The sequence below is a fragment of the Clostridium lentum genome, assembly GCF_014287815.1.
Lineage (GTDB): Bacteria > Bacillota > Clostridia > Clostridiales > Clostridiaceae > Clostridium > Clostridium lentum.
Genome location: NZ_JACOOQ010000013.1, coordinates 1 through 14,231, shown reverse-complemented (window position 1 = coordinate 14,231; position 14,231 = coordinate 1). Strand labels below are relative to the sequence as shown.

Genomic DNA, 14,231 nt, shown 5'->3' with positions numbered 1-14,231 from the left:
TCAGTTTTTATTTTATTCCTTCTTCATATTGTTGGACCATTCTCTTAACCATTTCTCCGCCAACACTACCGCATTGTTTTGAACTTAAATTTCCATTGTAATCTGAAAATGGAACTCCCATTTCAGTTGCAACTTGATTTCTAAATTTAGCTAAACCGTTTTTTGCTTCAGGTACTAATTTTTGTGTCATAAATGATCCTCCTCTATCAGTGAAGTTTTGTCAAAGCATTAATTTGCTTTGCAGTATTATTATATGCAAAGTGATATTTAATAACCTATAAAATAGTAACCAACAAAGGAAAAAAATAGAGCCTACTTTAATCGTCTTCTAAGCCGAAAGTACTTAAGTAAGCAAAGATTACAAAGACTCCAATAACTGTAACTAAGACTTTTATTAAAGCTGAATAAGTTTGAATAATACTTAGTATTATTCTAAAAAATAAAAATATTAAAATTCCTAAAAGCGAAAAAATTAATATGTTCATTTTAGATAAATTTAAATCTATATGTTTTCTTATCTCCATGATGTTTATAGTGAAGCTGAGGATAGATGAAAAGAATACAGTGATTGCATAGGAAAATATGTTAATATTAGGAATGCTAGTTAGGCAAAAAAGCATTACTAATTCAAATGAAGAAGTTATAAGAGAATTCCTAAGTATTATACCTTGTTTATTTAAACCATTGAGAATACCGAACATAGTATTAGCAGGAAAAAGAATAGGTGCAGCAATTGAACAAGCTTTAATGTACAGACCTAAGTCATTGCGGTTATAAAATAATATTCCTAAATCATTAGGAATAAGTTGACAAATTATCATTGTAGCCATTCCTAAGAGGAAGGCTATCTTCAGCACTTTTTTGATTCGCATTGAGGCGTTATAATATTCCCCTCTGCTAAGACTTTCTGATAAATCTGGTACAAGTAACATATTTATTGAATTTACCACAATTATAGGAAAAGTGACAATTGTCAGTGACATTCCAACAAAGCGGCCTATCATAGATAAGGCTATAGAGTATTCAAATCCAGCAGCCACCAGTCTTCTAGGAATTATCAAGGTTGCAATGGTTGAGAAAATATTTGTTAAAAACCCATTAATACATAATGGAATAGAAATTACAAAAACATTAAATAATAATTGACCTCTGCTTTCTGTAGGTGCATTGGAAATGGGAATAGATTTAATTACATGTCTATAATAAACATAAAGTAATATAAGGCTCTGTAATTCTCCTATGGCTAAAGAAACAAATGCTAAAGTAACTAAACTAGATAATGTTTTTGTCTTAAACATATATACTAACAGAGAAATGGTAATAATTCTCATAGCTTTTTCTAAAATATCTATAAGGGCAGGAGCAGTTATTTTGGAAGTCCCATAAAAATAGCCCTTTAGGATATTGGATAGAGATATAAACACCATAGCCGGGCAAGTTACTCTGATGGCGTTAAGTGTTCTAAGATCTTTAACTCCATATCTACTTATGTATGGTGCCAGAAAAAATACAAAGACACCAATGAACAAAGACCATATGATATTAAAGATAGCAACAGAATCAATAGTTTTAAAAAGATTATTTGTTTCTCCATTAGATGTATATATGGCTGAAAGCTTTGAAATAGCAGCTATGATTCCAGCGGTCATAAGACAGATAAATAAATTATATATAGGCATTATTATTCCATAAAGACCAATTCCTTCAGCACCAATTAGCTTAGAAAGATAAATGGAAAAAATAAATCCAAGAAGACCTGTACTTATATTTGAAGCAGTTAAAAAGAAAGAATTTTTAAAAAAATTATCTTTTTCCATGTTATCACTCCTTTAAGTAAAGATGACAATGATAGAATTAATGGTAAAAGTACTGTAAAATTAAGTAATGCTTACGTAACTAATAATATCTATTCTAAAAATATAGGAAATATGAATACATATTGTTTTTAAGAATTTATATAAAAAAAGTGCAGTTTTACTACACTTTTTAAAGAAATTAGATTACTATTACGTAAAAGTATAATAGAACTAATAATCCTAAAACTATTCTATAATAACCAAATGACTTAAAATTATGTTTTTTAATATAGTCCATAAGAAATTTTATGGCAAATATTGAAACAATAAATGATACAAAGGAGCCTATAAGCAAAATTAGCCACTGAAAAGCATTGAATTGAAAGCCGGTTTTTATAAGTTTCAAAGCACTTGCACCAAACATGGTGGGAATTGCTAGGAAAAAGGAAAATTCAGCAGCTATGAAACGAGAGGCACCAATAAGGGTAGCACCTATAATAGTAGCTCCTGAACGAGATGTTCCAGGTATCAAAGCTAGTATTTGGAAAATACCAATGCCAAAGGCTGTTTTGTAGCTTAAATCGGAAAAAGTACTGATAGTAGGTCTTTTATCTCTATTTTCAAGAAAAATAAAGATAACTCCATAAATAATTAAAGTTATAGATACAGTAGTAGGATTAAAAAAAAGCTCATCTATTTTATCTTCAAATAATATGCCTACAACACCAGAGGGAATAACGGCAATTAATACTTTAATCCATAAATTCCAAGCTTCTTGTTTTTCTTGCATATTTTTACTATGGGAGAAAGGATTTAACTTATTAAAATATAATATCACCACAGCTAAAATGGAGCCTAGCTGCACAACTACTAAAAATGTATTAATATATTCAGTTGAAAAATTAAGTTTGATAAATTGATCTACTAAAATCATATGACCTGTACTACTAATAGGTAGCCATTCTGTTATTCCTTGGATTATCCCAAGAAATATAGCTTTAAGTATTTCAATATAATACATAAAAAACCTCCTAATATATAGATATATTATAAGTTAAATATATATTTATCTAAAAAGATTATGATAAATATAAAAAAACTTCTTTATATATAATATAGAGCATGTACTAATCATTTTTGTATACTTTAAATGGGAATATTTTATAAATTACAAAATATAAATTTAGTAATGGGAGGGGTGAAATGAAGAAGGTTATAAGTTTTTTCATAGTTAGTGTAGTCATTGTAGCCATATCCTTTGGTATATATAATTTAGATGATAAATACAAACTTAATATAGTATATGATGATATCCAGTGGACAATTAATAATAAAGATTGTTTAAATGCCGTTTCCTTTGATTTTGATAATGATGGAAATATATATGTTGCCTATGATAATTCAGTGGAAAGAATAAATGAGGATAATAAGGTAGAAAGATTATTTAGTAATGATGCATTAAAAATATATGATATTGTGGTATATAAAAATTATCTAATAATATCTAGTGGAAATTCTATTATAAAATATGATTTAGATAATGGAACTTTTAGTGATATAGTTAATAATATTCCTAATAACGGAATTAATAAAGAAATTAAGCTTTTAGTTAAAGGAGATGTTTTATACGCATCTATAGGTAGCAACACCAATAGTGGAGTAGTAGATAGTCCAGATGGGAAAGTGGATATACCATCATTTCATTGGACTCTATCAGGTAGGAAATATGGTAACAGTGGAACTTCAGGATTCTGTAATTATTCAGAGTCGGTGCAGGAGGATTCAACCATAAATGAGGGGAAATTTAGCAATGCAAGTATAATATCATGTAACCTTATGGATGATGAAATAGCTACATATGCTACAGGTATAAGGAATGTTAAAGGGTATAGTGTTACCAGTGATGGTAAAATAATTGCTATAGTAGGAGGTATTGAAAATTCGGGAGATAGACCTTTAGAAGGTGATAAAGATTATATCTATAGTATAAAAGAAAAGAGCTGGTATGGGTGGCCAGATTTCAGTGGAGGCGATCCTGTTACTTCACCAAGATTTATAAAAGGAAAGGAAGCTAATACATTTATAATAAAAAACCATCCTACAGAAGTGGTGTATGGTCCTATTTATCAACATAAGTCCATTGATGCATTAGAAGGATTGGCTATTGATATAGATGGCAAGTGCTTAAGTAAAGATACTATAGTATTTGCAGATAACAAAGAAAAGGTATTGTATGCCATGAATGGTGAAGGTGTAGCAAAATCAATAATAAGACTTTCGGAAGGAAGTGAGGTTAAAAGTATAAGATATCATAAAGACAGCATGTATATTTTAGATAGCGGTATAGGGTGCATATATAAGTTGAGAAACGGAAATAATCTATCAGTTTTTAATCTACCAAAGATTATATGGGTATTTCTGATAATATTTATCATAGCTATAGTTTTAATTGTGATGATAAAATTCAAGGGGAAAAATATAGGATAAAAAAGTTAATAGTAGGTAAACATAATATATTTATAAAAGAGCAAAATAATAGTAAAAATCAATAGTAAATTGTTAAAGTGTAATAAAGGGGGATAATATGGGAAAAACTATAGTATTGAATTTAAGTCATATTAATATAAAGGGGGATGTTCTAGATGTAGGTGAAAGCTTTGGAGTTATATACAATATAGCCAAAGATATTGATGATGAAGTTTCAGTTGATTATATCGAAGAGGAAAATTCAGAATTGCTTAAAGAAAGAAGTTATGATAATTGTACTATTTTCTTTGCTCTAAGCAATATTTGGGGAGATTATCAAAGAGAAAAGTTGCTTCAAAAGATAAGTAGAAGCATAAAAAGTGGAGGAAGCATTTATATATGGGATATTAATAAGGAAATAGGAAAGTTATTTAATAATAAAATAAGAGTTATTCTTCCGTCAGAAAAAATTAAAGAGTTTCAATTTAAAAATTTAAATCCTATGACTTCATCTAGTATTGAAGAAACTAGAAAGATTTTATCAGGACAGTTTGGTATTGAAGAAGAAAAGGTATGGGAAGATATTTATTACATTAAAGCAAGAAAAAATGAAGATTTTACTTATAACAATTAATTGCAATATGGAAATATTAGATTATTAATGTATAATTAAAGTATTTTCTATTAATTATAGATATAAGAGGGTATTATAAAAAATAATTAAGAAAAAGCTTCAAGTTGTGGCTTTTTCTAATACATATAAAAAGTATATTTTCAATAATAAATTAAATTTACTTAAGAAAGTTAAGTATATGTTCGATAAATATTATAATATAGAAGTAGAGGGAATAAATATGCATTGGTTATTGATGGGAAATGACTTAATTTAAGTTTTAATTTACAAAAATTAAAGTGATAAATTCAACTTTTTAAAGAAAAATCATAAAAATAAGTTGATAAAAGCATGAAATTGTGTATAATTAAAACAGTAATCAATACTATATAAGGTATTAATATTGATTATATAATACGAGAAAAGGTGGTGAGATTTTGGCATTAGATGCAATTAACGAGATAAAGAAAGCAGAGTTACAAGCTGAAGACATGATATCAGAGGCTAATAAGGCGTCTAAGGAGTTAATTTTGAATGCTCATAGTGAAGCTGAAAAACAATATGACAGTATTGTGAAAGATGCTAGAGCAAAGGCTGATAAGTTAATACAAGAAGCTATAGAAGCTGGAAATGTTGAAGCAAAGCCTATTTTAGAAAATGGTGAGAAAGAAAAAGAAAGTATAAGAAATTTATCACCTACATTAAAAGAAAATGCTATTAATATAGTTGTTGAGAGGATAGTGAAGATTCATGGCAATAGTTAAGATGAACAAATTCACTTTGGTTACTTTTGAATCTCACAAGAAAGAGCTTCTTCGTAAGTTACAAGGATTTTCTAAGGTTGAGTTTATCAATCTTCAAGATGAAGAAAAACTTGAAAAAAATGAAGTTTTAAAAGAACTTTCAAAAGATGAAGTGGATTCAAATAGTTCAGAGTATGAAGAAAATTTATCAAAAGCTAAATCATCTCTAGATTTTCTGAATAGCTATATGCCTAAAAAGTCTTTATTACAATCAATACAAGATGATAGGCAAAGCTTATCTGTAGAGGAATTAGAAGAATTGGTTGAAAAATCAAATTGGCCTGCTATTTACGAAAAAGTAAAAGAAAAAGAAGAACAATTACATGATTTTGAAAATTCAATAGTTAAACTTCAAGGGGAAATTGACATATTAAAACCTTGGGAATTGCTAGACTGTTCCTTTGAAAATCTAGATGAGTTAAACAAAACAGCTTATTTCATAGGTAGTATTGCAAAACAATATGAAGAAGAGCTAAGCTCTGCTTTAAAAGATGCTTATGTAGAAGTTGTTTCAAGAAACAGTAATGATACTAATGTACTTATATTAGTTGATGGCTCTAAAGCAGATGAAACTTTAAGTTTAATTAGAAATTATGGTTTCAGTGCATTTAAGACTGACTACAAAGATGTTCCTCAAAAAACAATAATGGATTTATCTGCCAAGATTGAGGACATAAAGACAAAGATATTTTTAATGAAGGAAGAACTAGCTTCTTATGAAGAAGATATTAAGGTAATGCAACTAGTTTATGATTATTACTTCAATAAGGTATCTAGAGAAAAAGCATCAACAAACTTCTTAAGAACAAACAACACTGTTACTATTCAAGGATGGTGCGCTGTTGAAGACAATAATGCCTTAAGTGCAATTTGTAAAGAAGTTACAGGTGAAGATTACTATATGACATTTGAAGATGTTAAGGAAGATGAAGTTGAAGAGGTACCAGTAAAGCTTAGAAATAGTAAACTAGTATCTGCTTTTGAATCTGTTACATCAATGTATAGTACACCTAGATATGATGAGTGGGATCCAACTCCGTTTTTAACACCATTCTACCTTGTATTCTTTGGGATGATGGTTGCTGATGCAGGATATGGATTAACAATGTTATTAATATGTTTATTAGCACTTAAATCATTAAAACTAAAAAAAGAAACAGCAGATTTCTTAAGATTTGGTTTATTTGTAAGTATACCTACAATTATATTTGGTATGATTTATGGTTCATATTTTGGTGATATTTTACCAATACCAGGACTTTTAGTTCCAACAAGAGATGTTGTTACAATATTAGCAATATCAATTGTATTTGGTGTTGTTCAAATATTTGCTGGACTTATAATTAAGTTCTCATACCTTTGCAAAATGGGTAAATCATTTGATGCCATTGTTGATGTAGGTTCTTGGATAATAGAGCTTGTTTCAATAGGTATTTTTGCTGGTTGTATACTTTTAGGGTGGCCAACAGTAGTTAAATACATTGCAATAGCTGGTATGGTTATTGGTGCACTTTTAATAATTTATTCTGGTGGTAGAAATGAAAAGAGTAAAGGTGCGCAAATAGGTCAAGGGTTATATAACTTATATAACATTACAGGATATGTAGGAGACTTAGTTTCTTATTCAAGACTTATGGCACTTGGATTATCAGGTGGATGTATAGCATCAGCTTTCAATATGCTTATTACTCAAATGAGTGGATGGTACGCTATAATAGTTATACCATTATTATTTGTTTTAATACACATATTTAACTTAGGATTAAGTTTACTTGGAGCTTATGTTCATACAGCAAGATTACAATATGTAGAATACTTTGGTAAATTCTACGAAGGTGGCGGAAAACAATTTGAGCCATTTACAGTATCAGAAAAATATATGAATTTAAAGGAAAATTAGGAGGAAATTAAAATGGAATTTGTACAAACTTGGATAGAATTTTTTATGAATAATAACGGTGGAATGATATTTGGAGCAATTGGTGTTGCTTTAGCAGTTGGTTTAGCAGGTATAGGTTCAGCTAAAGGTGTTGGTTTAGTTGGGGAAGCCGCTTCAGGATTAGTTACAGAAGAACCAGAAAAGTTCGGTAAGGCGTTAGTATTAGAATTATTACCAGGTACTCAAGGTTTATATGGTTTCGTTATTGGTTTCGTTGCTTACACTAAGCTTGCTCCAGGAATGGATTTATCTACTGGATTAGTATTAATCGGTGCATGTTTACCAGTTGCTATAGCAGGTTTATTCTCAGGTATCGCTCAAGGTAGAGTTGCTGCTGCAGGTATCCAAATATTAGCTAAGAAGCCAGAACACAACACAAAAGGTATCATACTTTCAGCAATGGTTGAAACATATGCATTATTAGGATTCGTTATATCATTCATGTTAGTTAACATGATATAAGATTGGAGATATAGGATATGTCAGTAAATAATATTACTTCAAAAATCTTAAGAGATGCTGAAGGAAGAAAGGAAAGTATTTTAGCTACTGCTGAAGAAGAAAAAAATAAGATTCTTTCTAAAAAAGTTGCTTCTGCAAAAGAACTTGAAAAAGAAATTTTAGAAAAAGCTGAAATTGAAGCTAAATCTAAAAAAGAAAGAGTAATTTCAGGTGCTAAGCTTAAAGCAAGAAATGAAAAATTAGCTGCTAAGCAAGAAGTAATTGAAGAAGTATTCTCTAAGAGTGTAGAAACGTTATGTAAATTAAATGATAGAGAATTTGTTAAATTTATTAAAGATTCTATTTTATCATTAAATATAGATGGTGATGAAACACTTATCTTAAATGAAGATGGTAACAAAATAGTGTCAAAAGAAGTTGTTGCAGAAATTAATACAGAATTAAAAGCAAAAGGACTTAAAGGTGAAATTAAAATAAGTGAAACTATTGGTTCATTTAGAGGTGGTTTCATATTAGAAAAAGGTGGCGTAGAAATTAATAATACCTTTGAATCTCTTGTTGATTCATTAAAAGATCAATTAGAATTTGAAGTTGCAAAGGTGTTATTTAATTAAGGAGGTAAGCTATGGATTTAATGCAATTTACCCAAGCTCTTTCAAGAATATGGGTATTAGAAACAAGACTCCTTGATAAGGCCAAAATCCAAAGAATGATAGAAGCTCCAAATGCAGATGATGTTATAAAAATACTTGGTGAAACTGAGTATGCAAATGTTATGGGGAATGTAAAAAGAGCAAGTGATTATGAGGAAATGTTAAGTGCTGAATTACAAAGAGTTTATAGTCTGGTATATGAATTATGTCCAGTAAAAGATATTGTAAATTTATTCAGCACAAAATATATTTACCATAATGTAAAAGTTCTTTTAAAAGGTAAATTCTTAGGAAAAGATTTTTCTAATCTTCTAATTCACTTAGGAAAAGATGATGTTAATGAAATAAAAAGAAAAATTGACTCAGATAGCTTTGGTGATTTAAGAGGAAATATAGGTAAGGCTGTTATGGCAGCAGTTGAAGATTTTGAGGCAACAAAAGATCCACAAAGAATCGATATAATTGTAGATAAGTTTATGTTTGAAGAATTAGTTCAAATAAAAAAATCATTAAACTACAGTTTTACTGATAAAATAATAAATGCAATGATTGATTCAACAAATATCAAGACTTTACTAAGAATTAAGAAACAAGGTAAGGGTCGTGAATTTGCTCAAGAAGTTATTGTTCCAGGTGGATACATAGATAAAGATACATTAGTATCAATAATCAATGAATCACCAGAGAATATTATTTCTAAGTTAAGTTTTTCTGTTTACTCAGAGATAGTAAGAGAAGGATTAGAAGGGTATATAGCTACAAATTCAGCAAACCTATTAGAAAAATTAAGCGATAATTATATAATGGCGCTAATGAAGGATTCAAAATTTGTTACCTTTGGACCAGAAAGAATTCTTTCTTATATATATGCAAAGGAAACAGAAATTAAATTAATTAGAATTATAATGGTTGGTAAGCTTAATAATGTTGCTGAGGAAGTAATTAGAGAAAGGCTGCGTGATAGTTATGTATAAGAAGATTGGAGTTGTTGGTGATAAAGACTCAGTTTTAGCTTTCAAAGCACTTGGCGTAGATGTTGCACCAGTAGTTGGAGCAGACGAAGCAAGAAGAGCAGTAGATAAGATGGCTATGAATGATTATGCAGTTATATTTGTTACAGAACAAGTTGCTGTAACAATAGAAGAAACTATTGAACGTTATAATAATCAATTGCTTCCTGCTGTAATATTAATTCCAAGTAATCAAGGAACTTTAAATATAGGTTCTAAGAGAATTAGTGAGAGTGTGGAAAAAGCTGTAGGTATGAATATTTTATAGGAAGGCAGGTTAGAGAATTGAAGACCGGAAGAATTATTAAAGTTTCTGGACCTTTAGTTGTAGCTGAAGGAATGGAAGAAGCTAATATATATGACGTAGTTAAGGTTGGAGAAAAGAAGCTTATCGGTGAAATCATCGAAATGAGAGGAGATAAGGCATCTATCCAAGTTTACGAAGAAACAACAGGTATCGGAACAGGAGATCCAGTTATAACAACAGGAGAACCATTAAGCTTAGAGCTTGGACCTGGATTAATAGAATCAATGTTCGATGGAATACAAAGACCATTAGATGCTTTTGAAAAAGCAGCTAATTCTCCTTTCCTAGTTAGAGGGATAGCTGTTAATGCATTAAATAGAGAAAAAGTTTGGACATTTGTTCCAACTGTAAAAGAAGGCGATGAAGTAGAAGCAGGTGATGTAATAGGTACAGTTCAAGAAACTGCTGTAGTATTACACAAAATAATGGTTCCTTACGGAGTAAGTGGTAAAGTTAAATCAATAAAAGGCGGAGACTTCACAGTAGACAGTACTGTATGTGTTGTTGAAACTGCTAAAGGTGATAGAGAGTTATCGTTAATGCAAAAATGGCCTGCAAGAAAAGGTAGACCTTTTGCAAGTAAATTAAAACCAGATGCTCCAATGACTACAGGTCAAAGAGTTATCGATACATTCTTCCCTGTAACTAAAGGGGGAGCAGCTGCAGTACCAGGACCTTTCGGAGCTGGTAAAACAGTAACTCAGCACCAAATTGCTAAATGGGGAGATGCTGAAATAGTTGTTTACGTTGGATGTGGAGAACGTGGAAACGAAATGACAGACGTTCTTAATGAATTCCCTGAACTAATTGACCCTAAAACTGGTCAAAGTTTGATGAAGAGAACAGTTCTTATAGCAAATACATCTAACATGCCAGTTGCTGCCAGAGAAGCATCAATTTACACTGGTATAACAATTGCTGAATACTTTAGAGATATGGGTTACTCAGTATCAATCATGGCTGACTCAACTTCAAGATGGGCAGAAGCACTTAGAGAAATGTCTGGTAGACTTGAAGAAATGCCAGGTGATGAAGGATATCCAGCATACTTAGGATCAAGACTTGCTGAATACTATGAAAGAGCTGGTAGAGTTATCTGTTTAGGTAAAGATGGTAGAGAAGGAGCTGTTACAGCTATCGGTGCCGTTTCTCCTCCAGGTGGAGATATATCTGAGCCAGTTACTCAATCAACATTAAGAATAGTAAAAGTATTCTGGGGATTAGATGCTCAACTTGCATATAAGAGACACTTCCCAGCAATCAACTGGTTATCTTCTTATTCATTATATGCAGATACAGTTGATACTTACTTTAACAGAGAAGTTGCTCCAGACTGGTCAGAATTAAGAATGGAAGCTATGGCTTTATTACAAGAAGAAGCAAGCTTAGAAGAAATCGTAAGATTAATCGGTATTGATGCTTTATCAGCTCAAGATAGATTAAAACTTGAAGTTGCTAAATCTATTAGAGAAGATTACTTACAACAAAACAGTTTCCACGAAGTAGATACTTATACTTCACTTGAAAAGCAATATAGAATGCTTAAGTTAGTAATTCTTTTCAAGAAAGAAGCAGAAAGAGCTCTTGAAGCAGGTGTATATTTAAATGATATCTTAAACTTAGAAGTTAGAGATAAAGTTGCTAGAGCAAAATATATAGAAGAAAAAAATATAAGCAGAACTGATGAAATAGCTGTAGAAGTTAAATCTGCTATAGACGAATTAATAAGCAAAGGAGGAGTTCTGAATGCTTAAGGAATATAGAACTGTAACTGAAGTTGTAGGTCCTTTAATGGTTGTTGAAGGAGTTAGCGGTGTAAAATACGATGAGCTAGTTGAAGTTGAAATACAAACTGGTGAAAAAAGAAGAGGTAAGGTTCTAGAAGTTAACGGAACTAGAGCAGTAGTTCAGTTATATGAAGGATCATCAGGAATTAACTTAAAAGGAACAAAAGCCAAATTCTTAGGAAGATCATTAGAGCTTGGTGTTTCTGAAGATATGATAGGAAGAATATTCGATGGTATGGGTCACCCAATAGACAATGGTCCAAAAATAATACCAGAAGCATATAAAGATATCAATGGTGAAGCTATTAATCCAGTATCAAGAGACTTCCCAGCTGAGTTTATTCAAACAGGAATTTCAGCTATCGATGGGTTAAACACTTTAGTTAGAGGACAAAAGCTTCCTGTATTCTCTGCATCAGGTCTTCCACATGCAGAATTAGCTGCACAAATAGCAAGACAAGCAAAAGTTTTAAATTCAGATACTAACTTTGCCGTTGTATTTGCTGCTATCGGTATAACATTTGAAGAATCACAATTCTTCGTTGATGAATTCAAGAAGACTGGTGCTATAGATAATGCAGTATTATTTATGAACTTAGCATCTGACCCAGCTATTGAAAGAATTTCTACACCAAGAATGGCATTAACAGCTGCTGAATATTTAGCATATGAAAAAGATATGCACGTTCTTGTTATTATGACAGATATCACTAACTATGCAGAAGCATTAAGAGAAGTATCTGCAGCAAGAAAAGAAGTTCCAGGTAGAAGAGGATATCCAGGATACCTATATACTGACCTTTCTACATTATATGAAAGAGCAGGAAGAATCACTGGAAGAGGTGGATCAATCACTCAAATTCCAATACTTACAATGCCAGAAGAAGATAAGACTCACCCAATTCCTGACTTAACAGGATACATTACAGAAGGACAAATAATCCTTTCTAAAGAATTATATAAGAAAGGTGTTATGCCTCCAATAGATGTTTTACCATCATTATCAAGACTTAAAGATAAAGGTATTGGTAAAGGTAAGACAAGAGAAGATCATGCTGATACAATGAACCAATTATTCTCAGCTTATGCTCAAGGTAAGCAAGCTAAAGAATTATCAGCAATCTTAGGTGAATCAGCTTTATCAGATGCAGATAAGAAATTTGCTAAATTTGCTGAAGCCTTTGAAAAAGAATATGTTTCTCAAGGGTTTAATACAAATAGATCTATTGAAGAAACATTAAACTTAGGATGGAAGTTATTAAAGATACTTCCAAGAACAGAGCTTAAGAGAATTAGAGATGAATATCTTGAAAAGTATATGCCTAAGGGAGAGGAAGAGTAGAATATGGCAAAATTAAATGTCAATCCTACTAGAATGGAGCTGACTAAGCTTAAAAAGAGATTAGCAACATCTACAAGAAGCCATAAGCTTTTAAAGGATAAGCAAGATGAATTAATGAGACAATTTATAGGTCTTGTTAAATATAACAATCAGCTTAGAAAAGAAGTGGAAGCAGAATTAGAAGGTTCTTTTAAAGATTTCGTTATGGCAAGCGCTGTAATGAGTACAGAATTTTTAGAGGAAGCAGTTGCCTATCCTAAAGATAGCATTTCTGTTGAAGTAGGAGTAAAAAACGTAATGAGCGTTAATGTTCCAAAAATGGAATTTCACAGACAGCTTCAAGATGATGAAGGCGGTATATTCCCATATGGTTTTGCAAATACATCTTCAGAGCTTGATGATGCAATTACGAAGCTATATTCAATATTCCCTAAATTGCTTGAGCTTGCAGAAGTGGAAAAATCAACTCAGCTAATGGCTGATGAAATAGAGAAAACTAGAAGAAGAGTTAATGCTCTTGAGTATATGACAATTCCTCAATTACAAGAAACTATTAAGTTTATTAGAATGAAACTTGATGAAAATGAAAGAGGTGCTTTAACAAGACTTATGAAGGTTAAAGCAATGATTGATGCTAAAAACTAGTTTTCAATAAGAAAAGGTAGAGCTATTATAAGCTCTGCCTTTTTGCATATTTAAATAAAAAATACTGATATTTGATAAAAGCCACGAAAGATAGTATAATCTAATAGATATTTAAAGTGAAACTTAACTTAAGTGTGCAAAATGCTCCAAAACTCTAAAGTGGGAGTAGTTCACATACAATACATATAAGGAGAAAACTATAGTTAATAAAAATGTTGATAAACGTGTTTAAAAGTTCTAATATATACTCAAGGAGTGATATTAATGAACTATACTAGAGTTTCTACTAATGGGCAAAAAGATGATTTGAAAAATCAGATAGAATTTCTTTTAAACTTTACATCTTCAAAAGGGATAATAGTAGATGAAACAATTGAGGATATAGGTAGTGGATTGAATTACAATCGT

General features: G+C 30.7%; 14 protein-coding genes and 1 pseudogene. 12 read left to right on the top strand and 3 right to left on the bottom strand.

Annotation, left to right across the window (positions count from 1 at the left end):
* Positions 1 to 7: 7 nt before the first annotated feature.
* The 3 genes from H8R92_RS08450 to H8R92_RS08440 form a co-directional block, all read right to left on the bottom strand.
* Complete coding sequence (locus H8R92_RS08450; protein WP_022211208.1) at positions 8 to 190, bottom strand: alpha/beta-type small acid-soluble spore protein; 183 nt, start codon at positions 188 to 190, stop codon at positions 8 to 10.
* A 127-nt stretch (positions 191 to 317) separates the two neighbouring features.
* Positions 318 to 1,817: a stage V sporulation protein B gene (gene spoVB / locus H8R92_RS08445; protein WP_186835200.1), complete on the bottom strand. Its 1,500-nt coding sequence runs from the start codon at positions 1,815 to 1,817 to the stop codon at positions 318 to 320.
* A gap of 178 nt (positions 1,818 to 1,995) precedes the next feature.
* Positions 1,996 to 2,817, bottom strand: coding sequence for an undecaprenyl-diphosphate phosphatase (locus H8R92_RS08440; protein WP_186835199.1), 822 nt, complete (start codon positions 2,815 to 2,817; stop codon positions 1,996 to 1,998).
* Between the two features lie 182 nt (positions 2,818 to 2,999).
* Here H8R92_RS08440 and H8R92_RS08435 point away from each other — a divergent pair, with 182 nt between their 5' ends.
* The 12 genes and pseudogenes from H8R92_RS08435 to H8R92_RS13605 form a co-directional block, all read left to right on the top strand.
* A complete protein-coding gene (locus H8R92_RS08435; protein ID WP_186835198.1) occupies positions 3,000 to 4,283 on the top strand; it encodes a PQQ-dependent sugar dehydrogenase family protein in 1,284 nt (427 codons plus the stop codon).
* A 97-nt stretch (positions 4,284 to 4,380) separates the two neighbouring features.
* The gene (locus H8R92_RS08430; RefSeq protein ID WP_186835197.1) at positions 4,381 to 4,896 is read left to right on the top strand and encodes a class I SAM-dependent methyltransferase; all 516 of its coding nucleotides are present in this window, start codon (positions 4,381 to 4,383) and stop codon (positions 4,894 to 4,896) included.
* A 416-nt stretch (positions 4,897 to 5,312) separates the two neighbouring features.
* Complete coding sequence (gene ahaH / locus H8R92_RS08425; RefSeq protein ID WP_186835196.1) at positions 5,313 to 5,639, top strand: ATP synthase archaeal subunit H; 327 nt, start codon at positions 5,313 to 5,315, stop codon at positions 5,637 to 5,639.
* On the top strand, positions 5,626 to 7,578 hold the full coding sequence (locus tag H8R92_RS08420) for a V-type ATP synthase subunit I (protein WP_022211214.1): 1,953 nt from the start codon (positions 5,626 to 5,628) through the stop codon (positions 7,576 to 7,578). Before ahaH ends, H8R92_RS08420 begins: the two co-directional genes overlap by 14 nt.
* 12 nt (positions 7,579 to 7,590) lie before the next feature.
* Entirely contained in the window at positions 7,591 to 8,079 is a 489-nt protein-coding gene (locus H8R92_RS08415; protein WP_022211215.1) for a V-type ATP synthase subunit K, read from the top strand.
* A 17-nt stretch (positions 8,080 to 8,096) separates the two neighbouring features.
* A complete protein-coding gene (locus H8R92_RS08410; RefSeq protein ID WP_186835195.1) occupies positions 8,097 to 8,693 on the top strand; it encodes a V-type ATP synthase subunit E in 597 nt (198 codons plus the stop codon).
* An 11-nt stretch (positions 8,694 to 8,704) separates the two neighbouring features.
* Positions 8,705 to 9,706 (top strand): V-type ATP synthase subunit C, encoded by a 1,002-nt coding sequence (locus H8R92_RS08405; protein ID WP_186835194.1) that lies wholly within the window; start codon positions 8,705 to 8,707, stop codon positions 9,704 to 9,706.
* Complete coding sequence (locus H8R92_RS08400; protein ID WP_186835193.1) at positions 9,699 to 10,010, top strand: V-type ATP synthase subunit F; 312 nt, start codon at positions 9,699 to 9,701, stop codon at positions 10,008 to 10,010. The genes H8R92_RS08405 and H8R92_RS08400 overlap by 8 nt, the downstream gene beginning before the upstream one ends.
* Positions 10,011 to 10,027: 17 nt before the next feature.
* Positions 10,028 to 11,803, top strand: coding sequence for a V-type ATP synthase subunit A (locus H8R92_RS08395; protein WP_022211219.1), 1,776 nt, complete (start codon positions 10,028 to 10,030; stop codon positions 11,801 to 11,803).
* Complete coding sequence (locus H8R92_RS08390; RefSeq protein WP_022211220.1) at positions 11,796 to 13,178, top strand: V-type ATP synthase subunit B; 1,383 nt, start codon at positions 11,796 to 11,798, stop codon at positions 13,176 to 13,178. Before H8R92_RS08395 ends, H8R92_RS08390 begins: the two co-directional genes overlap by 8 nt.
* Before the next feature lie 3 nt (positions 13,179 to 13,181).
* Positions 13,182 to 13,823 (top strand): V-type ATP synthase subunit D, encoded by a 642-nt coding sequence (locus tag H8R92_RS08385; protein WP_022211221.1) that lies wholly within the window; start codon positions 13,182 to 13,184, stop codon positions 13,821 to 13,823.
* Positions 13,824 to 14,093: 270 nt separating this feature from the next.
* Positions 14,094 to 14,231: pseudogene (locus tag H8R92_RS13605) on the top strand (recombinase family protein); the annotation flags it as partial.